Here is a 20,965-nt window from a genome sequence, read left to right as displayed (position 1 = left end):
AGCCTTAGCCATGTTTATAGTCCTCGTTTACGTCGAACACAATTCTGAGTAAGACCCAGCATCGACATATCGCCTAAAAAATCAAACACCCAATACTTGAAAAGCAGACTAATAAGCCTGCTTTTTAAATCTTTGTAGAAAATCTACTAAACTGTATCTGGAGCTCTTATCGAGATTTGAACTCGAGACCTCTCCCTTACCAAGGGAGTGCTCTACCACTGAGCTATAAGAGCAATTATCCTTCGATGGAGCGGGAGACGAGGGTCGAACTCGCGACATGCAGCTTGGAAGGCTGCCGCTCTACCAACTGAGCTACTCCCGCACGATGCTGGTATATTTAGCACTTCAATCGAAGTTAATGGTGGTGAGAGAAGGATTCGAACCTTCGAAACTTTCGTAGCGGAGTTACAGTCCGCCCCCTTTGACCGCTCGGGAATCTCACCACTTCACACTTATTTCAGTGTTGCTCTCCACTCAACAACTTCACACTTTTAAGATGGTGCCGGCACACGGATTCGAACTGTGGACCTACTGATTACAAGTCAGTTGCTCTACCAACTGAGCTATGCCGGCGTTTCTTAGTGTTTCGTACGTTTCGTATCGGAACGGTGTGCAGTTTAGCAAAACTTCCAAACGATGCAAGCAGTTTTTTAAAAAAAACTGCTAAAAACTCATAAAATCAATCCGTTTGACGATAATTCAACCGCTTTGATCACTGCGCGAGCTTTTATTTGTGTTTCATTCCATTCTGATTCAGGGTTTGAGTCAGCAACTAAGCCTGCTCCAGCCTGTACATACACTTTTTTATCACGGATAACACATGTACGGATTGCAATCGACATATCCATTTCACCATGCCACCCTAGATACCCCACTGCTCCACCGAAAACACCACGCTTAACAGGCTCAACTTCATCAATAATTTCCATTGCACGAATTTTCGGTGCGCCAGATAAAGTACCTGCTGGAAAGGTTGCCTTAAACACATCTAGTGCATCAATATCATCACGTACTTCACCTTGTACATTTGAAACAATGTGCATGACATGTGAATAGCGCTCGATGACCATTTGATCAGTCACTTTAACCTTACCAATTTTAGAAACGCGACCAACATCATTTCGACCAAGGTCAATCAACATTAAATGCTCTGCTATTTCTTTTTCATCAGAAAGTAAGTCTTTTTCTAAAGCGATATCTTCTTCTTTAGTTTTTCCACGCGGTCTCGTGCCAGCAAGTGGGCGAACTGTCGCAATGCCATTTTCCAAACGAGAGAGAATTTCTGGTGATGACCCTACAATATGGAATGGTTTTTTATCCGTAATTGTTTGACCCTGTACCAAGAACAAATAAGGTGAAGGATTTAAATGACGTAAAGCGCGATAAACCTGTAAAGCCTCTCCATCAAAGTCAGAAACCATGCGTTGCCCAGGAACAACCTGCATAACATCACCCGCACGAATATATTCTTTAACCTTTTCTATTGTCTCAAGGAATTTCGCTTTACCCGTAATCGATTCAAAATGAGGTGGTGTATGCGGCTTAGCTTGCAAGCTAACTGGTGTAGCCAACAACTGTTCCAGTTGATCTAACTTTTGCTGAGCATCTTCATAAGCATGTTCGTGCGCCGCATCAGCATGGACAATTAGAAATAAAGTATCTTTAAGGTTATCAAAAACTATGACCGTCTTTGATAGCATTAACCACAAGTCTGGTAACGCAATTGGATCAGCCGCAGGCACATTCTTTAAGCGCGGCTCAATATAACGAACCGCATCATAGCCCAAATAGCCAACCAGCCCGCCAGTAAAACTTGGTAGGTCTGGCAAAAGCTCAGCAGATGGAACTGTAAATTGCTTCTGGAATTCACGAATATATTGAAACGGATCCAGACAATCTTCTTGTGTGATTGAACCATCAGCATGCTGTATAGACAAGACACCTGCATTACATGAAAAAACTGTTGACTCACCCAAACCGATCATAGAGTAACGCGCCCAATTTTCTCCCCCCTCCACAGACTCAAATAAGTAAGCTTGTGTTTGGTCTTTAAAGCGGGCAAACACTGATAACGGGGTTTCTGTATCCGCTAAGCGTTGACGATAAACTGGAATGGTGTTGTAGCCAGAAGCCTTAAGTTGTTCAAATTGCGCTAATGTAGTCATGAATTGTTCTCTAATATGGTTTCGATTTAAAACGGTGCTTTTCTAGTTTCGATTTAGACACGCCATCGAAAAACCATACGCTTATTCATGCTGATCTCCATTTCACTCATTAGATAATTAACTCAGCCAGACTATCAACCACTTGCTGAGGTTGGCTATCATAGATATTTTCTCCATGATTATATCCATAGCTAACCACAATACAATCAATTCCCGCACGGCGTGCAGCTTCAATATCATTACTTGAATCGCCAATCATTAGCGATTGCGAAGCAGGTATTTTTAAGCTTTGCATGCAATGTAACAGTGGTAAGGGATGCGGTTTTCTTTCAGGCAAGCTATCTCCACCAAGTACAACTTGGAAATAAGAAGAAAGCTCCAAAGCATCAAGTAAACCTTGAGCAAGTTTCACAGGCTTATTGGTAACACATGCCATCTGTATGTTCAAATTTTTACAATGCTTTAAAAAATCGGCCACACCTGGATAAATTTGAGTATTTACACAAAGCTCTGCACCGTATATTTCTACAAATTTCTGTAATAACACTTTATGTTGTTCAGGATCTAATTTTCCAAAAATATGAAACAGAACACTTTCACAAAGTTTTGAAGCTCCTTTACCCACCCACTCTCGTATTTGGACCTCTGTTACCAATGGCCAACTGAGCGCTTCTAAACTTAAATTCATAGACCTATACAAATCAGCAGCAGAATCAACCAATGTTCCATCTAGATCAAATAAAATTAAATCGCGCTTATTTAGTTGTGCAACAGACATATTCTTCTTCTCGAAATTAAAAAGGCATGCGTTTAGCATGCCTTGATTGTAAAAGCACCAACGAATTATTTAAAGAATAACCATGCCAATAAAGCTAAAATTACTAAAATAATAATAGTGATTAAACCAACTGAAGCATTCTTCTGTTGCTCTTTTTCTTCAGCAACACGAGAAACAGGCTCATCAAAAGTAACAAGTGCCTGTTGCGGTTGTGCATTAATATCTACACCTGCTGGGATCGGTGCAGGTTTTGGAATAGAGATATTCTGCGGCATACCATCACGACTAACTTCTACTTCTGCAGCACGCTCAGTAAGGCTTGGCATTCCTTGATCACTTAAATCTGACGTTGATGCCGTATTTACAGGCTCCACTTCAATTTCAGGCAAATCTACGATTTCCCGCGCAGGTGCCAACACAGAGAATTTAAAGCTAGCAAATTGAACAATATCACCATCATGCAACTGTTTTTCTTGCTCAATACGAATATCGTTTATGAATGTACCATTCGATGAATTAAGGTCTTGCACCCATAGCAATTGATCTTTTAAAAGCAATGCAGCGTGGCGACGTGAAATTTCAGCAGCTTGTAACAACACATCGGCATCTTGATGGCGCCCTACCAACATATCACGATCAACACTAATTTCTTGGCCAGTAATTTCACCAGTAATTGCTTGTAATTTCCAAGTCATGCGTATGTCCTATTCATTTTTTATCAATCATAACATGCTACTACGGTGCTGTGCTGGGACGCAGTGTCGTTGTTGTTACTGTATTTTTAGTACGATTAACTTCAGGATCAGGCAACTGCAAGGTTTGCTTTCGAACCGCAGGTTCTACTGCCACTGGTGTTGTTACTGTAGAATTTTTTCCACCTGAAGGGACCTGTTGATAATTTTTTGGCTGGGAAGCAACACCTGGCGGAGTCATCTTTTGATTGTAAACATCATCGACCTGCTCAGGTAATTTTGCAAAATTACCATTTTTATCCATTGCTAACTGCAAGCTATAAAGCTGGTTATAACGCTGCTGTGATAAACGGCGAACATCATTTGCATCGCCTACAATCGTAGGATGAATAAAGACGAGAAGGTTACGTTTTACATTGCTTCTATTATCTGATCGGAACAATCGCCCAACATACGGGATACTGCTCAACCCGGGTATACCTTGTCTTGAAAGTGACGTGTCATCTGACACTAAACCACCAAGCACTACAGTCTGCCCATGTTCGGCCAAAACTGCAGTTTTAATGGCACGTTTACTTGTCACCAAGTCAGCTGCTTGCCCACGACTGTCTTGAACAGCAGAGACTTCTTGCTCTACTTCCAGACGAACTGTACCGCCTTCACCGATATGTGGAACAACTTTTAATGTCACACCAACATCTTTTCGCTCAACAGTTGTATAAGGATTAATACCTGTACTATTGGTAGTGACCGACCCTGTTACAAATGGAACGTTCTGGCCTACAACAATATAGGCTTCTTCGTTATCCATCGTCACAATAGATGGAGTCGAAAGTAAGTTTGATTTGGTATTGGTTTTGAGTGCTTGAATTAATGCACCATAAGCCTTACGGGAGTTCTCAAAATTACCCAAAGCCAAAGTTGCCCCATTACCTTTATTAGCACCACCAGCAATAGCGGATGCCGCTCCAGCAGAGCCACCGGATAAATAACCAGCAGCAATAGAAGATAAACTAGCACCTACATTACTAAAGCTAAGTAAACCAATTCCACTAGATAAATCGCCAAGTGCCCATTGAATTCCGAGTTGATCCGCATCATCTCCCGAGACTTCAATAATTGCAGCTTCAATGAGGACTTGCTGACGGCGGACATCTAACTGCTGAATTGCAGATTCAATTTCACGCATTAACTGTGGATCGGCTTTAACAACCAAGGAGTTTTGGGCATTATCAGCAATAATGCTTATACCATTTTGGTTAAAGCTACTGATATTGTTCTGATTATTATTGTTTGAATTACCACTTAGATTGATTGCAGGCGTAGAAATTGAAGCGCCATTTGACCCAGATGTGTTTGAACCAGAATTTTGATTATTCCCCATTAAACCATTCATCGAATTTGGTGAGTTAGATGAATTTTTATTGTTATTTGATGAAGAAACAGCTTGTCCTGTTACGAGACCTTGTAAAATCTCAGATAAATTTTTTGCACTTGCATATTTCAGTCGAAAAACTTTTAAGCCCCCTAAACGGTCTGCCGAAGGCACATCCAGCATTTCAATCATGTGGCGAATGCGCTTACGTGTTTCAGGGTCGCCTTTTACTAAAATACGGTTTGTTCGATTGTCTGCAATAATACGAATACGGGCACCATTAAAATCTTTCGATGCTCCTGTTGCACTCATCGCCTCAAGTTGAGTAATGATTTCTTCCGCCTGACTCGATTGCAAGTTAATGGCTTCAATATCATTTTGGCCAGTTCCGTCCAAGTTACGAATAATATTTTCAAGTTGATAAATATTTGTAGCCCGATCAGAAACAATCAGCGCATTCGTGCCTGCTATTGCAGCCATATGTGCAAATTGAGGCATTAAAGGTCGAAGTGCTGGAATCAAGTCATTTGGATTAGTATTTTCAAGCCAAATGACGCGAGTGACAATTTGATCACCGCGCACTTTATTTCGAGAGTCGTAGGGAATTCCTGAATTTTTCACATTGCTATCTGGCACCAGTTTGATAGTGTTCCCAGAAGGAATTGCCACCACCCCATTTACATTTAAGACCCCAAGGAACAGATCATAAACTTCATCTTTATTGAGTGGTTTATTCGATATGACTGTGACATTGCCACGCACTCGCGGATCTACTGCAAAGTTTTTCCCCGTAATGTCTGCAACTTCATTAATAAATGCAGTTAAGTCAGCATCACGTAAATTGATCTTCCATGTCTGGGCATAGACGCTGCTGCTCACTGTCGCAATCAATGGGGCTGCTGCAAGTAATGCCCAAAGTGGACGTTGATGATTCAATAAAGCCATAACTTGCGATATTTCCTAACTCTTATGGTGACGTGTTATCACTAAAAATTTTGTTGTATGGTCATCACTTGATCACCACGTTTTATTTCTATTTTCACTTGCCCAGCTCGACGAGCCTGTTCAAGTAACTGCACATCCGTTTGTCCTTGCCCAACCGTTTGACCATTTAAAGAAACAATCCGGTCACCCGGCCTTAAACCTAACTTATTTCGAAGCGCAGTGGGTGTACGTTCTGTAACTTCAAAACCTTCACTTGAATTCCCGCTTACCCCCATATCTTTGAGGTACTGCTCTCGGTTACCTTGCATCTGCTGAATCGCCTGTCCTAAGGCCTGTTGGGTCGTATTCACAGGGGCTGCAGGTTGAGATGGTGTAGTAGCAGCAGTTTGCGGTGTAGTTGCAGGAGTCATAGGCTGATATAAACCATTTGGCAAACCTTTGAACTGAAGTTCACGGGTACTGCCATTTCCTTGACGCAACACCACATGGTCCCAATAAACCTCTGCCAACTGGTAAGAAGTAGAACCAATGGTTTCACCAACTCGATACCGGTCAGCCGTATTATCAAATTTAATGACGGCAGAAGAAAATCGGTTCGGATAACCAACCATCACACCCTGTAATTCTAGATTCACATTTTCTTGAGCCGCATTGGCAGAAGGTTCATTAAAAAGTGAAAAAGTACTAATGTTTGGTATTTGCGGTTGCTGAGAGCCGAGCTCTACCCGATCAAACTGCATCATTTGTGGAGGTGCAACAACCCACCAAAATAGTGAAGCTAATTTCCAGCACAACCATAAAATTAAAATGGCAAGTACAACTACGCTGAGTCGATCTAATTTTTGCCATTGGAGTTGCTGTAATTTATCTATCCACGTTTTCATTAGTGACCACCTTGTAATAACGGTTGGCGAGAACTAATGACAAACGTATCTAAACCAGCTTTTCCATCATAAGATGGAACATTCAGTAATAATCTTTGTGTAAGCTGCACATCAAGCATCATATTGGCATCTAATAGAAGATTTGCCATTTTTTGACTGCGTTGATCACGTATATCAATCTGTAATTGACCATTTTGATCCGTTAATTGCCCATTCAATGAAGGCATATTCATCCGGTCTTGACGGTCACCCATATTATAAATTAAAGCACCACCACCCCAATGTAATTGACCATCAACTGCAGCGAAACCTTGCTCTTTTTTATAATTAAAATCAATATTTTTTAACTGGATACTATTCACAGGCCATTGCCAGTTCACAATTTGTTTTAATGTTTCAGGTGCAATCTGACCATTCATTGCCCTTACAAGTACTTTTTTACCAACCCCGTAGGCCATTACCCCAGATAATTGGGTATTTCCACTATGGATATCTACATCAGCAGCGAACCTTAATAAAAATAGGTCTAGAGGTCTAGTTTTCCAATGAATCGAGCCTCTCAAAGTACCGCTCCGCCAATCTGCTTGGCCTTGCCAGATATTTCCACTTACATTGTGTAGAGTTTGATTATTCTTTGAAAATTTAGAAATAAGCCACGTCGCCGGGATCTGTAAAATAATAAAAATTAAAAATGCAATGAGGGCAAATAACCACCACTTCCATTGCTTAGACTTTTTCTTCATTCAGCCTTACCAACATGCAAATTATCGTCCTTATTTTGAGAGTAGCTCCCTAGTCTGACATTATGCATACTTTTTCAACATCGCCAATTCACTTCATATAAAAAAACCAAGCAATCAGGCTTGGCTTCGGTATTAAGACTATAAGTTGAACGTATGACAAAATCATGAAAACTTGTTATTCGACTAACTAAATGCACATTTGATCTCAACAATGTATTTAAAGATGAATTTAGACACTCAATTTCTTAAATAATATTTACAGCAAAATTTTAGATATTTTCACGCATAAAAAAGCCAAGCAAATTTGCTTGGCTTTTTATATCGGCAATACAATTAGATTAAGAAATCTTCAAGTTTTGCACCTTTTTCGATTTCAGCAACTAACCAACGTGGTTGTTTACCGCGACCAGTCCAAGTCTCTTCAGAATTGTTTTTGTTGCGGTAACGAGGCTCAACAGATTTACGTGTAGTTTTCTTACGTTTTTGAGCACCAAACTCAAGAAGCTGTTCAACAGTAAATCCTACTTTTTCAGCAATCTCGTTAATTTGATTATATGCATCTTCAATCGCTTGATCTTTTTTACTTGCAATTAAAGCTTCCGCTTCTTCTTGTAAGCGTTTTAACTCTTCAACAGATAATTCACTGATATCCGGTTTCATTAATAAATACTCCAGTCTTACAGACAATTCAAATAATACAGACAAAATTTAAAAACATAAAATCAAGACCAATATTATTTATAATCTATTCAATAAGCAATAGTTTGAAAGCCGAGTTCATCAGAATAACCCAAAAAATTACCTTTTAATTACATTATCAATTATAAATGAAATATATTTTATTAATATTTTTTTAAGATAAATGTATTAAGTCATGTCCAACTGTTTTTTCTAGCTCAATAATTTTTTGTTTTATTTCCTGAGGTATTTCACATTTTCGTTCTGTTAATTTATCTACACATACCATAACAGCTTCAGCAGTTGCCACGATTTGTTGTTGTGTCTCGCTCCATAATATATAAGCCATACGAAATGCACTATTACGGAGCTCTTCCACGCGAACCCCCACTTTTAATACATCTGGATAGAAAACTGGCTTTAAATATTTACACTGGCTTGATGCAACAACAGTATATAATTCAGGAGTCAATATATTTATAGCCTCCATATATAAAATACGGGAGCTTTCAATATATCGATAATATTGTACATTATTGACATGACCAAAAGCGTCCATATCTCCCCACGCTACTTTCTGTTCATATATTATCGGGTAGACAGACAGTTCTTTCATTTTTGCCTCATATTTTAAATTTTAAAAAATTCGCATCATTTTCAAAGATTAGGTTTAACTGTTTGATTAACACTTCATCTTCATTAAGCGTGGACTTAATACGTAAATAACTCATTAAAATATTATCTGGATATAATGATAATAATGTTTCAGCTTCTGCTTGACGTCCAGTTGCCATATAGACATGCCATTTTGCGAAGGTTAAAACTGGCAAATTCATATATTGATTTTCAAATTCAATAATTTTTTCTTCGACATCAGCATAGTCTGGAACCTGTTTAAGCAATTGTTGCTGAAACCACAGGTAAAACACTTCTGGATCAAACTGCTCTTTTAATAAGTGTAGTGTTAAGGCTGCATGCTGCATGCTCATATCGGGCATACGCGCCAATAGTTTGAGCCATAACAACTTACTGCTATATGGTCGAGTTTGAATCTCGGACTCTAAATCCAGATAACGTTGTTGTAAGGCATATAGGTCATCAATAGACGCTTGATCAAACTGCTGAAGAAGTTGCTGCAACCATAAATCACGGTGCTCCGCATCTAACAATCCATACTTCATTGATCGTAAATATACCCATGGATGTTGCAGGGCCAATTGCCCCCATAAAGCAGTTAATCTCTGCTGGTAGGCAGTTTCTATTTCCTCAAGCCAAGGCGATAGCTGATGCTGGTATAAAAACTCAAGATGAGTTAACGCTCGGTCAGCTTCGTTTTGGGCTAAAAAGATTTCTATTCGCTGTAACTCTGCCAATTCAAATGCCATGGGTGGTGACTGGTCTAAAGCCTCTAATGCTTTTGGATAGTCTCCGTTTAAAACTAAAAACTTGGCATCAATAATATTTTTTAAAAGTCCTGATTGAGTAAAAACACGTTCAATAAAAACACGTTGGTCTTCGGCGGCCTCTAATAACCAGACAATACCTAATTGTTCATAGGGATGAAGATTTTTAAATTGGAAGATGTTTTCACTTTTTCTCTGCTCACGAGAGGAATAACGTTTAACCCAAAGCCATATGAGTTGAGCAATAAAACTAACCACGACAAAAGTAAGGGTTAAACCCCAGACATTTGTTTGTAACTGCAACTGTCGCCAGTAGATATAAACATACCCCATTCCATAGCCATAACTAAATAAAGCTAAAGCTGCAAAGAGTATTAAGCTGATTACGAAATAAACCGACAGGAGGTGTTTCATATCTCCTCCTTATGAGCCAATTAGACCAAGTGTAGATAATTTAGGAACAGGCACTACAGATAAATGTGCCACTTTAGCAATACGTTTTTTTAATTGCTGACTCGTTGCATCAGGCATTTCATCTAGCTTTTGCATCACAGATTGCAACTCATTTTGGTACTCTGCCATGCTCCCTTGATTGAGTGCTTGTTCAGCAATTAATAATCTTAATTGCACTTCTTTCAGTACTACACTTCGATTCATTAAATTAATAGATGGGGTTTCTACTTTTTCTATACGGAACCATTTTTTCCACCAAGAGACAGCTTCTGATTGATCCATCTCAAGTTTAGGCTTGACTAAGGCTTGCTGAATATTTTTATCAATCGTCTGCAATAAATCATCAATCAACTGATGGCGTTGATTTTGGGCCAATGTGAATTGCTGAACTGCCTGTTTATCCTGCTCAAGCGATTGATTCAAGCTATGTTGCAATGCAGGGGCAATTTCATAGTGCACAAGGGATTGCTGCAATTGGTTTAATTGATCAACTGCGTAAATCAATTGTTGCTGATCAATTGCAAATTGAATTAAATCTAACTTTTGTTTAATTAAAACTGTAGGCACAATACCTGTTGGCGGGGCATCTGGATGAGCCACGGAACTGAGGTTATTGCCTGTATTTACGGGTTGATTCTGTAACTGCCGTTGTAAAGCAACCAATTGATCATTTAGATTGGCATAATGCTGTTCTGATTGAAGCAGACTTTGCTTAAGCTCGGGAACAGTACGAGAAATTTGCCACATATCGTAACTGAGCTTAGCCAACCAAGCCACGCCCAGTAAAATGATGATAGAAACAAGTTTTCTCATATGAATCCTTATAATGCCTGAATGTGATGAATCATCCCCGAAGGCGATAAATTTTCAAGTTGAATAATGTGAAAATGAGCCTGTTGCTGATCGCGATATGCTTTAACAATTTGAAAAAGACGTGGTCCTAAAACCAAATATACACAATCAGGTTGTACATTATTTTTTAAACAAAGCTCTAACCAATACTTCCAGCTCGCCTCACTCGTAATTAAGACCAGCCATTTATTTAAATTATAATTTGAATTCTGTGTCAGATGTTTGAATGTGGAAAATGAGGTTTCTGGGCACTGCCGATGATATAAAACGAAATTTAAAATCTGAATTCCATGCTGTTGCAAGGTCTCCATCATAAATTGACGTCCACCCTCTCCTCGCCAAAAAGCGACACTACCTGCCTGCTTCATATTATGGAGAATAGGTAGACTTAACATCCCCTCAGAGGTTTCAACATCTGGAATATGTGCTTCTATTCCATACTCATTTAGACAATTGGCCGTTGCCTGCCCGACGGCAATCCATTGAATATGCTTCAAATCAGCTAGCTTTAAACCACTTTGCAGCAAATATTTAACCCCCACCTCAACAGCGGTTGGACTAACAACAACAATAGCTTGCGCCTTAACTAATTGTTGGTAAAGCTGAAGTAAATGTTCGGAAAAGGGTTTAGCAACGAGTTCTAAAAGAGGTAAAGACTCAACCTGATAACCTTCATTTTGCAAAACTTCTGTTAATTCTGCAGCTCGAGAATCAGGTCGAGTATTAATAAACAACATAATTTAGTAGAGAGCCTTTAATAGCTCGCCAGCACCTTGATCAAGTAAGTTTCGAGCAAGGTTTTCACCCAATTGCTGAGCATTGCTGGCTTCATCTGTCAGTTCAGCACGTAATAATGTTTGGCCATCAGGGCTTCCGACACGCCCTTCAATATGAATTTTGCCGTATTGTAATGTTGCATAACCTGCAATTGGTACCTGACAACCGCCTTCAAGATAAGCATTAAATGCTCGCTCAGCACGTACACAAACATCTGTCTCTTCGTGTAATAACGGTTGAATTAAAGCTAATACATCTTGGTCAGCTGCACGGCATTCTAAGCCTAATGCACCTTGACCCACCGCAGGCAAACTAATGTCTGGTGTTAAACAATGACGAATACGCTCTGATAACCCCAAACGCTTCAAACCAGCACTTGCCAAAATAATCGCATCATATTGACCATCATCTAGCTTCGCTAAACGTGTTCCAACATTTCCACGTAAATCAATAATCTGTAAATCAGGGCGTTGTTTTAAAATCTGAGATTTACGACGTAAACTTGATGTACCCACTTTTGCACCTTGAGGTAGATCATCAAATTTTTCAAATTGATTTGAAACGAAAGCATCTAAAGGGTCTTCACGTTCGCAAATTACAGCTAAAGTTAAGCCTTCTGGCAGAGCCATAGGGACATCTTTCATCGAATGTACAGCTAAGTCCGCACGCCCATCTAAAAGTGCTGCTTCTAACTCTTTAACGAACAGCCCTTTTCCCCCAATTTTTGCTAAAGGTGTATCTAATATTTTATCGCCCTGCGTAACAAACTTAACCAACTCCACTGTTAAATCTGGGTGAAGCTCCTGTAAACGGGCACGAATGTGTTCTGCCTGCCAAAGAGCAAGTGGGCTTTGTCGTGTAGCAATTTTCAAGGTTTTCATAAATTCAAACATGGGCTGGTCAAACAATACACCCTAAACTTAACTTGATCCTTTAAAATTGCAAGTAAAATCTCAACCGCAAAATAAGTTAAAGCTGGTGTATCCGCTCTCTAAGCGTAGATAAATGTCGACGACTCACTGAGAGTCGCTCATCTAAACCACGTAATCGAACCTGATATTGCCCTGAACTGACCAGCTCGAGTCCTTCTAAATATGCAACCGCAACCAATGCATTACGATGAATACGAATGAATTGATCTTCAAATTCGGTTTCAAGTTCTTTTAAAGTTTCATCAATTAATACACTGCCATTTTGATGACGCACAGTCACATATTTCTGATCTGCTAAAAAATAATAGATATTCTCAACAGGAATCAGCTCAACCCCACGATAGGTTTTTGCAGCAATTTGATGCCGCTGTGTTTTTAGATCATGTAAAAAATCATGTTGTGGCAAAGCATTGAGCTGCGCTTGTGTAAGCTGAGTCAGTTGACTAAAAACTTGTTCAAGTTCCTGAGGATCAATTGGTTTAAGAAGATATGCTTGAGCCTGAGATTTAAATGCTTCCAATGCATGCTGATCATAGGCCGTACAGAATACAATCGCAGGTCGAGGATTTAGCTGACTTAACTGTTCTGCACAGACAAGCCCATTCATACCTGGCATTTGAATATCAAGTAAGATTACATCTGGTTGATGAAGCCGCGCCTGTTCCAAGGCTTCCTGTCCATGATAAGCCGTTGATACAACTTCATGTCCCATCTTTGAAACTAAACGTGATAATCGCTCCACTGCAAGAGGCTCGTCATCACAAATCAGCACCTTCATTTGTCCTCCTTGTCACCGTTAACTTGATCCATGTTTTTATGGTTAACTCTGACTAACTTATTATTTTGTTTGATATTGATAGCTCATAATGGTGGTATATAAGGTTTCACCTTTATAAACCTGAAATCGAACGGAGTTCCCATAATATGCTTTCAGGCGTTGTTTTACATTTTCAAGCGCGATTCCATGCCCTTTCCGTGAATTTATTGTATCGTCTGTATATGGGTTGGTAATGACTATACTGACCTGATTTTGCAATATTTCAACCAATACCCCTATAGTTGCTTTCCCCATCATTGGTTCTACCCCATGAAAAATACTATTTTCTAGCAAAGGTTGTAATGTCAACAAAGGGATCGTGATCTGCTTCAGTTGCACAGATGAAAGCTCAACTTTCCAATCTACTTTTAAACGTTCTCCCAAACGCACCTGTTCAATCATTAGATATTGTTTACTCAGCTCGATTTCTTCATGCAAACTTACCAACTTTAATTCTTGGAAGCTCGCACGAAATAAACGTGACAGGCTAATCAACATCCCTTCAGCTTTATCTGGATCTATCGCAATTAAACTCACCACATTATTTAAACTATTAAACAAAAAATGAGGATGAATTCGCGCTTGCATGGCCTGAATACGGGCATTTAACTCTGCATATTGCTGATGTAGCCACTGTTCTCTGACATATAAATAACGTAAACAAAAAGCCCCAAGTAATATTCCATAGCTTAGATATAAAGGCACATTGGTAAAATAAATACTCCAGTCATGGGTTAAAGAAGCATGTTTATTTAAAAGGCCAAACTGAAAAAAATTACTCATTAAAGTGGTCAAAACAACAATACCTTGCAGCATGACAAAACCGATAGCCAAGGCAAATTCTTGACGTAAACTGCTAAAAAAACCTTGAAGGCGCTCAACCAAAGTAAAAAACGACAATATTACCCAGTTAATAAAAACGATGTATTGTAAAAGGCGCCCACTGCTTAATGCTTGCCAAGACTGTGCTTCAGCCAATGCCAAGACCACTGCCAAAACATTACTTGCGATAATTAATTCGAATAAGTGTTGCCAACGCCCGTTTTTCGTAAAAAAATAGGAAGAATTTTGATTTCGGTATGCTGTAGGAAACAACTTTGTTTGTTGAGCTTCGGCAAGTGATATACTCTTTTTTATTTTACTGAGCCACCATGACCACATCTTCAAATCCCCCTAATTCAGTAACCCCAGACCAGACCTCAGGTATGTGGGGTGGTCGTTTTTCTGAAGCGACGGATGCTTTTGTAGCCGAATTTACCGCCTCTGTTCAGTTTGACCAGCGTTTTTATAAACAAGACATCGCTGGTTCGATTGCGCATGCTACCATGCTTGCGAAAGTTGGCGTACTCACAGAAGCAGAACGCGATGACATTATTGAAGGTTTAAACACCATTCGCTCAGAAATTGAGGCTGGAAACTTTGAATGGCGCATCGATCTTGAAGATGTTCACATGAACATTGAATCACGTTTGACTCAACGTATTGGCATTACAGGTAAAAAACTACACACAGGCCGTAGCCGTAACGATCAGGTTGCAACTGATATTCGTCTTTACCTACGCGACGAAATTGATGATATTTTAAAATTATTAGAACGTTTACAAAAAGGCTTGTTAGGCTTGGCTGCCAAAAATGTAAATACCATTATGCCGGGCTTTACACACCTACAAACTGCTCAGCCTGTGACTTTTGGTCATCACTTGTTAGCATGGTTTGAAATGTTGATTCGTGACTCTGAACGTCTTCAAGATTGTCGTAAGCGCGTTAACCGCATGCCACTTGGTTCAGCTGCTCTTGCTGGTACAACTTATCCGATTGACCGTGCCTATACAGCAGAACTTTTGGGGTTTGAAGCTGTATCTGAAAACTCTCTTGATGCTGTATCTGACCGTGACTTTGCCATCGAATTTAACTCTGCTGCTGCACTGATCATGATGCATTTATCACGTATGTCTGAAGAACTGATTCTTTGGACTTCTGCACAGTTCAAATTTGTTAACATTCCTGACCGCTTCTGTACTGGCTCTTCAATTATGCCGCAGAAGAAAAACCCAGATGTTCCAGAGCTTATTCGTGGTAAATCAGGCCGTGTATTTGGTGATTTAATTAGCTTACTCACGCTAATGAAAGGTCAACCATTGGCATACAACAAAGATAACCAAGAAGATAAAGAACCTTTATTTGATGCAATCGATACGGTTCGTGGTTCACTCATGGCATTTGCAGACATGATTCCTGCATTGGTTGCAAATATTGAAATCATGCGTGAAGCTGCACTGCGTGGATTCTCTACCGCGACCGATCTTGCTGACTACTTAGTGAAAAAAGGTGTGGCTTTCCGTGATGCGCATGAAATTGTAGGTAAAGCAGTTGCATTAGGTGTCGCTGAAGAAAAAGATTTATCTGAGTTAACACTTGAGCAATTACAACAATTCTCTGACTTAATCACAGCAGATGTGTTTGATAAAGCATTAACACTAGAAGCTTCTGTAAATGCACGTGATCATATTGGCGGAACTTCACCAAAACAGGTTGAAGCTGCTATTGCTCGTGCCCATACACGTTTAGAACAGTTATACGCTTAAGGATAAAACATGAGTCGACAAGTATTTTGCCGAAAATATCAAAAGGAAATGGAAGGTCTAGACTTCGCTCCTTTTCCTGGTGCTAAAGGCCAAGATTTTTTTGAAAATGTTTCTAAACAAGCGTGGCAAGAATGGTTACAACACCAAACTACGCTGATTAATGAAAAGCGCTTAAATGTGTTTGAACCAGATTCAAAGAAGTTTCTTGAAGAACAACGTGAGAAGTTCTTCAACAATGATGAGAGTGTAGAAAAGGCGGAAGGCTGGAAACCTGAATAATCAGCTTGCTTTAGCTCACTCATTATTAAAAAGGCAGGTCTATATACATAGACCTGCCTTTTTTACGTGAAACTTACACAATCATAAAAAGCCTTACATAGAGCAAACAGGACTCTACATGACATAAAAAAGTGAAGAACTTAATATTAATTCATAGCAAGAAGGACACGATCCCTGTCGTGTTTTTTATTAATGCACTTGATTTTCCGTCCTGAACTTTTCCCCCAAAGTTCGGGACTTTTTTTATCTATTATCTTCAAAATAAAAAAACCTTGTTCAAAACAAGGCTTTTAAGTATTTCAGCTCAAGTCTTACTTTTCGTGGACTTTGGCTTCAATTTCTTCAATTTTGGTATGGCGAGCATCAAAGCCTTTCGCCATATAAATCACTTGCTCAGCAATGTTACGTGCATGGTCACCAATACGCTCTAAAGAACGCAATACCCACATGACATTAATCACACGAGCAATATGGCGTGGATCTTCAATCATATAGGTCATTAATGTACGTGTTGCAGATTGATATTCACGGTCAATGTCAGCATCGGCTAAAAGTACACGTAATGCCTGATCTGCATCTAAACGCGCAAAAGCATCCAGTGCATCATGAATCATGACACGGACTTGGTTCCCAATATGGCGAGTTTCCATGTAGCCACGAGGTGAACCACCCTCTTCACAAAGGTTTTGTGCAATACGTGCAATTTTTGCAGCTTCGTCACCAATTCGCTCAAGGTCAGTATTGGCTTTACTCATGGCAATAACCATACGCAAGTCAATCGCTGCCGGATGACGTCGTGCCAAAATTAGTGTTAAACCCTCATCAATATCACGTTCGTATTGATTGACTGCATTATCTTTAAATTGAACATCAATTGCTAAATTTGCATCTGTATCAAGCAAAGAATGAATTGCATTTGCGACCTGTTGTTCGACCAAGCCACCCATGGTCATAAACTTTGTGTTTACATCTTGCAAATCTTCATTAAATTGAGAAGAAATATGATGGCTTAACACCGGATTACTTGGACTCAAGGGAAGCCTCCAACATGATGGCGCAGGAATAAAATGATTGAGCATTAGAACACAGCAATCATTAAGTTTTTATGACAAAATTAAATTTCAGATAAAAGCATGTTATTACTGATAGGTTAACCAGTTATTTAGCTCAACCAGATCTTTTTCACCTAACTGGCCTACCGCAGCTTTTAACCGAAGTACATTTAATAAATAGTCATATTGAGCATTAAGATAATCCTGTTTTGCTGAAAAAGCATTACGCTGTGCCAATAAAACATCTACCATGCTTTTCAACCCTTCGTTATAGCTCGCTTTTGAAGCTTGAGAAACTAAAGAAGACGAATCCATTGCAGCTTTTCTTGCTGCAAGTTTTGCTTGGTCCGTATCTACCTGCATAAAGGCACTTTTAACATCGACATTGGCACGACGAATGGCCGCATCAAGTTGAGCCTGAGCTTTATTGGCTTCTACAGTGGCTTTTTTAATTGATGTTCGAGTGCGCCCACCATTAAATAAATTCCAGTTCATTTCTACACCAACCTGATCAAATTTTCCATCAGTCGAAATGAGTGTCTCAGGTGTCTGTTTTGTATAACCATAGCTGGCAACAGCATCAATTTGAGGATAAAGCGCGGCCTTTTCCACACGGCGCTGATCTTCACTATATTGTTGCTGTAAACGGGCTTGCTGGATCTTTAGATTTTTTTGCTGCGCCAAAGAAATCCAATCATTCAGCTCTGCTGGATAAGGCTTTTGAAAATTAAAATCACTCCGCAGTACAGCAAGCTTATCTTGATAAGACCCAATATATTCTGAAAGCTGTTCTTGGGCTAAAAGTAATTGAACATTGGTTGAAATACGATTGGCTCTGGCATTTTGATATTGAGCATTTGCTTCACTCACATCACTACGTGCCACCAAACCTTCTTTGAGTTTGGCATTCATCATATTGAGCTGCTCAAGCAAAGCTTTTTCTTCTTGTAAGTATGCAACACTAAGAGCTTGTTGACGCAGCACATTAAAATACGCTTCTGCTACATTTAAAACATGGTCTTGTTTTTGCAGTTTTAAAGTAATTTCACTTAAAGCAACTGAGGTTTTAACCTGTTTATAACCTTCCCATGCATCCATTCGAAATAGCGGCTGACGCGCACTTAAAGTTGCTTGTTTGGTGGTCGAGGTATTACTCACTAAAGCATCAGAAAGCCCTTCTTGATCAACACCTGGAAAATTTGAACGTTTTACTGTTTGACTATTACGGTTAATTTTTCCAGACAAGGTAACAGTGGGTAGTAAAGCACCCGTTGCCAAGCCTAAATTGAGCTGATCTGCTTCAAATTGTTGTTGATTCGCTTGCCATGTCGGATCATTTTGTTTCGCGCGCTCATAAGTTTCAACCAAATCTAGAGCAAAACTCGACGAGGTCAAACTCCATAAACCCGCCACAAGCATTAATTTTATTTTCATTGTTTAAATCAACGATAAAACTTGGCTTTAAGACTAAGAAAAATTCTAATCAAACTCAAGCCATTAAAAGTTTTAGTTTTTTAAGCGTTCTTAGTTTTTGACAATATTAAAATACAAATAAAAATCAAAAACATCCCTATCCAACCCAACCATGAAACATGCTCCCCTACTAACACAATGGCAAAAATTGCAGCGACTAAAGGTTCAAATAAAGTTAAGGTCGTTGCTTTGCTGGCATTTACTGTTTTTAGACCGAAACCGAAAAGTAAGTAACCCAAAAACATAGGAATCAGCATCATATAACCAGCCACCAGTAAATTGGTTGAACTTTGCAACAATCCTCCACCTGTAACCAATAAGGTTGGAAGCAAGATAACTGCCCCACCGCCCATAATCATGCCCATTGAAGCTTTAGCCGCGACACCTCTGTCTATTAATCTTTTCGCCACCCAGGAGTAAAGTGAGTAGGTTGTAGCAGCGATAAGCCCTAAAAAGATACCAAATATTTTATTCCATTCATTTGTGCTTTCTTGTATCGCATGACTTTCACCCATGGATAACATACTTACGCCAATAACCCCGCAAATGAAACTTAGAAACCAGATAGCTGACAAAGACTTACGATCAAAGAACCGCTCTAAAATAGCTGCAATCAGCGGAGCAGAACCAATTGAAACCACAGTGCCAATCGTAATTCCTGCATAATGCATCGAGGAATAAAAAGCCAAAGGATAAATACCAACCGCCACAATACCCAGAAGCAGTATTGAAAGATTTTTCCTTATAAATTGTCGGTTTTCCCGTATCGCCCGCGATGCAACCAAGGCTTGTAAAAGACCACCGCCCCCCATAGCCACCGCACCAATTGCCAATGGTCCAAGTGTTGGTGCAAATGCCGCCGCAGTACCCGTTGTTCCCCATAAAACCGAGGCAACTAAAATCGCAATTGTGCCCCCATAACTACTATTTTTAATGAGGCTAATCATGCGGGCATTCTCTATTTAAAAGATCTTCTGCCATTTGCTTTGCTAATAAGAGTTGACGACTATTACCCTCCAAACCAGCTCTTGCCATAGAGCCTTCTAAAAGAAAGGAAAGCTGCGTAGCCATATAACTAACGCGTTGGGAGTCTGGTATTAATTTTCTTAAATGTTGAGCAACAATGGCCTCGACTTCTTCTTTATGCTGTCTTACAGCACTTCGACCTGCACTATTTGCCGGAAACTCAGCCGCAGCATTCAATAACCCACAACCTCGAAAGCCTTTTTCATAGGCAAATTCCGCATGGTCTTGATAGGCATCAAATACGGCCAAAATAGCTTCTTTAGCTGATTTTATTTTTTCTAAACGCTTTTGATAGAGATCGAGCCATTCTTGATGACGCGCAGCAATGTAGGCATCGACAAGCTCGCTTTTTGAAGAAAAATTATTATAAAGCGACATTTTAGCAACATCTGCTTTAGCCGTAACAGAGTTAATTCCAGTTGCAGTAATGCCATCGTTATAAAACAAAGTTGCAGCAGCATCGAGAATTTTCTGTCTTGCTGTTTTATCATTCATAGCTTTACCGTTAAGTAGACCGACCTACCTAATAATAAAGATTTCTAACAATGATGCAATCTTTTTAAACTTTATAATTTGAGCAATATTCACTTTGATAAAAATACAATGATGAAAAAAGTTCTAATGATGAGTATGTATAGCGCCCTACTTTTAGCTGGATGTAATAAGCAATTTAAAATAGTTTTAACTGATAAGAATGGCGATAAAAAATCAAATTATCAGATGACTCATGAACAACTTGAGCAGGTATTAAAATTGGATTCACCATGGAACACTGAAGTCTATCGTGACTGCCATATGGATGCGGTTTGTATAGATACAAATTGACAATGCCACCCAACCTAAAACATGTTAGTCTGTAAATCGCTTGACGGAGCGCGAGTAATAGCTCGCTGAGATTGTGTAAATTCCGTGTTATCGCAACACAAGTTTGAACATGAGTACCGTTGAACCTGATCAGGTTAAGACCTGCGTAGGAATCAAGCCATCTGAAAACTTAAAGCCTTAAATTTATCTCACAAAGATAAATCCGCCATCGTTTTTGGTCGTGCTTGATTC

Annotated in this window: 21 protein-coding genes, 4 tRNA genes and 1 riboswitch; of the genes, 3 read left to right on the top strand and 22 right to left on the bottom strand. The window is 39.5% G+C overall.

The window, feature by feature from the left end; translation table 11 throughout:
- Positions 1 to 158: 158 nt before the first annotated feature.
- The 18 genes from I5515_RS16180 to I5515_RS16095 form a co-directional block, all read right to left on the bottom strand.
- Positions 159 to 233, bottom strand: a tRNA-Thr gene (locus I5515_RS16180).
- Between the two features lie 13 nt (positions 234 to 246).
- A tRNA-Gly gene (locus tag I5515_RS16175) sits at positions 247 to 322 on the bottom strand.
- A gap of 37 nt (positions 323 to 359) precedes the next feature.
- Positions 360 to 443, bottom strand: a tRNA-Tyr gene (locus tag I5515_RS16170).
- A gap of 54 nt (positions 444 to 497) precedes the next feature.
- A tRNA-Thr gene (locus I5515_RS16165) sits at positions 498 to 573 on the bottom strand.
- A gap of 98 nt (positions 574 to 671) precedes the next feature.
- Positions 672 to 2,165 (bottom strand): anthranilate synthase component I, encoded by a 1,494-nt coding sequence (trpE, locus tag I5515_RS16160; protein ID WP_199968594.1) that lies wholly within the window; start codon positions 2,163 to 2,165, stop codon positions 672 to 674.
- Positions 2,166 to 2,274: 109 nt separating this feature from the next.
- The gene (locus I5515_RS16155) at positions 2,275 to 2,943 is read right to left on the bottom strand and encodes a phosphoglycolate phosphatase (protein ID WP_199968592.1); all 669 of its coding nucleotides are present in this window, start codon (positions 2,941 to 2,943) and stop codon (positions 2,275 to 2,277) included.
- A 65-nt stretch (positions 2,944 to 3,008) separates the two neighbouring features.
- Entirely contained in the window at positions 3,009 to 3,638 is a 630-nt protein-coding gene (locus I5515_RS16150) for an FHA domain-containing protein (protein WP_199968590.1), read from the bottom strand.
- Positions 3,639 to 3,678: 40 nt separating this feature from the next.
- Positions 3,679 to 5,955 (bottom strand): type II secretion system secretin GspD, encoded by a 2,277-nt coding sequence (gene gspD / locus I5515_RS16145; RefSeq protein ID WP_199968589.1) that lies wholly within the window; start codon positions 5,953 to 5,955, stop codon positions 3,679 to 3,681.
- A gap of 41 nt (positions 5,956 to 5,996) precedes the next feature.
- Positions 5,997 to 6,839 (bottom strand): type II secretion system protein N, encoded by an 843-nt coding sequence (locus tag I5515_RS16140; protein ID WP_199968581.1) that lies wholly within the window; start codon positions 6,837 to 6,839, stop codon positions 5,997 to 5,999.
- Entirely contained in the window at positions 6,839 to 7,582 is a 744-nt protein-coding gene (gspN, locus tag I5515_RS16135; RefSeq protein WP_199968580.1) for a type II secretion system protein N, read from the bottom strand. The genes I5515_RS16140 and gspN overlap by 1 nt, the downstream gene beginning before the upstream one ends.
- Positions 7,583 to 7,915: 333 nt before the next feature.
- Entirely contained in the window at positions 7,916 to 8,242 is a 327-nt protein-coding gene (locus tag I5515_RS16130) for an H-NS family nucleoid-associated regulatory protein (protein WP_199968576.1), read from the bottom strand.
- 193 nt (positions 8,243 to 8,435) lie between these two features.
- Positions 8,436 to 8,876, bottom strand: a complete 441-nt coding sequence (locus tag I5515_RS16125) for an acyl-CoA thioesterase (protein ID WP_199968574.1) — start codon at positions 8,874 to 8,876, stop codon at positions 8,436 to 8,438.
- 7 nt (positions 8,877 to 8,883) lie between these two features.
- The gene (locus tag I5515_RS16120; protein WP_199968572.1) at positions 8,884 to 10,077 is read right to left on the bottom strand and encodes a heme biosynthesis protein HemY; all 1,194 of its coding nucleotides are present in this window, start codon (positions 10,075 to 10,077) and stop codon (positions 8,884 to 8,886) included.
- Positions 10,078 to 10,086: 9 nt separating this feature from the next.
- Positions 10,087 to 10,929: a hypothetical protein gene (locus tag I5515_RS16115; RefSeq protein ID WP_199968570.1), complete on the bottom strand. Its 843-nt coding sequence runs from the start codon at positions 10,927 to 10,929 to the stop codon at positions 10,087 to 10,089.
- Positions 10,930 to 10,937: 8 nt separating this feature from the next.
- Entirely contained in the window at positions 10,938 to 11,705 is a 768-nt protein-coding gene (locus I5515_RS16110; RefSeq protein ID WP_199968568.1) for a uroporphyrinogen-III synthase, read from the bottom strand.
- Between the two features lie 3 nt (positions 11,706 to 11,708).
- Positions 11,709 to 12,626, bottom strand: a complete 918-nt coding sequence (gene hemC, locus I5515_RS16105; RefSeq protein ID WP_199968566.1) for a hydroxymethylbilane synthase — start codon at positions 12,624 to 12,626, stop codon at positions 11,709 to 11,711.
- 88 nt (positions 12,627 to 12,714) lie between these two features.
- Positions 12,715 to 13,455, bottom strand: a complete 741-nt coding sequence (locus tag I5515_RS16100; protein ID WP_199968558.1) for a LytR/AlgR family response regulator transcription factor — start codon at positions 13,453 to 13,455, stop codon at positions 12,715 to 12,717.
- Positions 13,456 to 13,515: 60 nt separating this feature from the next.
- Entirely contained in the window at positions 13,516 to 14,655 is a 1,140-nt protein-coding gene (locus tag I5515_RS16095; RefSeq protein WP_199968556.1) for a sensor histidine kinase, read from the bottom strand.
- Between I5515_RS16095 and argH the strand changes: the two genes are divergently transcribed.
- Positions 14,646 to 16,079, top strand: coding sequence for an argininosuccinate lyase (gene argH / locus I5515_RS16090; protein ID WP_199968554.1), 1,434 nt, complete (start codon positions 14,646 to 14,648; stop codon positions 16,077 to 16,079). The genes I5515_RS16095 and argH overlap by 10 nt on opposite strands.
- Positions 16,080 to 16,088: 9 nt before the next feature.
- A complete protein-coding gene (locus tag I5515_RS16085) occupies positions 16,089 to 16,358 on the top strand; it encodes an oxidative damage protection protein (protein WP_016139496.1) in 270 nt (89 codons plus the stop codon).
- A gap of 311 nt (positions 16,359 to 16,669) precedes the next feature.
- Here I5515_RS16085 and phoU read toward each other — a convergent pair whose 3' ends face one another.
- The 4 genes from phoU to I5515_RS16060 form a co-directional block, all read right to left on the bottom strand.
- Positions 16,670 to 17,392 (bottom strand): phosphate signaling complex protein PhoU, encoded by a 723-nt coding sequence (phoU, locus tag I5515_RS16080; RefSeq protein WP_000075183.1) that lies wholly within the window; start codon positions 17,390 to 17,392, stop codon positions 16,670 to 16,672.
- A 105-nt stretch (positions 17,393 to 17,497) separates the two neighbouring features.
- Positions 17,498 to 18,829: a TolC family outer membrane protein gene (locus I5515_RS16075; RefSeq protein ID WP_199968552.1), complete on the bottom strand. Its 1,332-nt coding sequence runs from the start codon at positions 18,827 to 18,829 to the stop codon at positions 17,498 to 17,500.
- 95 nt (positions 18,830 to 18,924) lie between these two features.
- The gene (locus I5515_RS16065) at positions 18,925 to 19,830 is read right to left on the bottom strand and encodes a DMT family transporter (protein WP_199968551.1); all 906 of its coding nucleotides are present in this window, start codon (positions 19,828 to 19,830) and stop codon (positions 18,925 to 18,927) included.
- Positions 19,823 to 20,404: a TetR/AcrR family transcriptional regulator gene (locus tag I5515_RS16060; protein WP_199968549.1), complete on the bottom strand. Its 582-nt coding sequence runs from the start codon at positions 20,402 to 20,404 to the stop codon at positions 19,823 to 19,825. The genes I5515_RS16065 and I5515_RS16060 overlap by 8 nt, the downstream gene beginning before the upstream one ends.
- A 108-nt stretch (positions 20,405 to 20,512) precedes the next feature.
- Between I5515_RS16060 and I5515_RS16055 the strand changes: the two genes are divergently transcribed.
- Entirely contained in the window at positions 20,513 to 20,734 is a 222-nt protein-coding gene (locus I5515_RS16055; RefSeq protein ID WP_199968598.1) for a hypothetical protein, read from the top strand.
- 34 nt (positions 20,735 to 20,768) lie between these two features.
- Positions 20,769 to 20,903, top strand: a riboswitch (TPP riboswitch).
- Positions 20,904 to 20,965 lie beyond the last annotated feature (62 nt).

Source organism: Acinetobacter calcoaceticus (assembly GCF_016508255.1).
In the GTDB taxonomy this organism is placed as follows: Bacteria; Pseudomonadota; Gammaproteobacteria; order Pseudomonadales; family Moraxellaceae; genus Acinetobacter; species Acinetobacter calcoaceticus_E.
The sequence above is the reverse complement of the archived record's forward strand: the minus strand, read 5'-3'. Positions and strand labels throughout refer to the sequence as shown.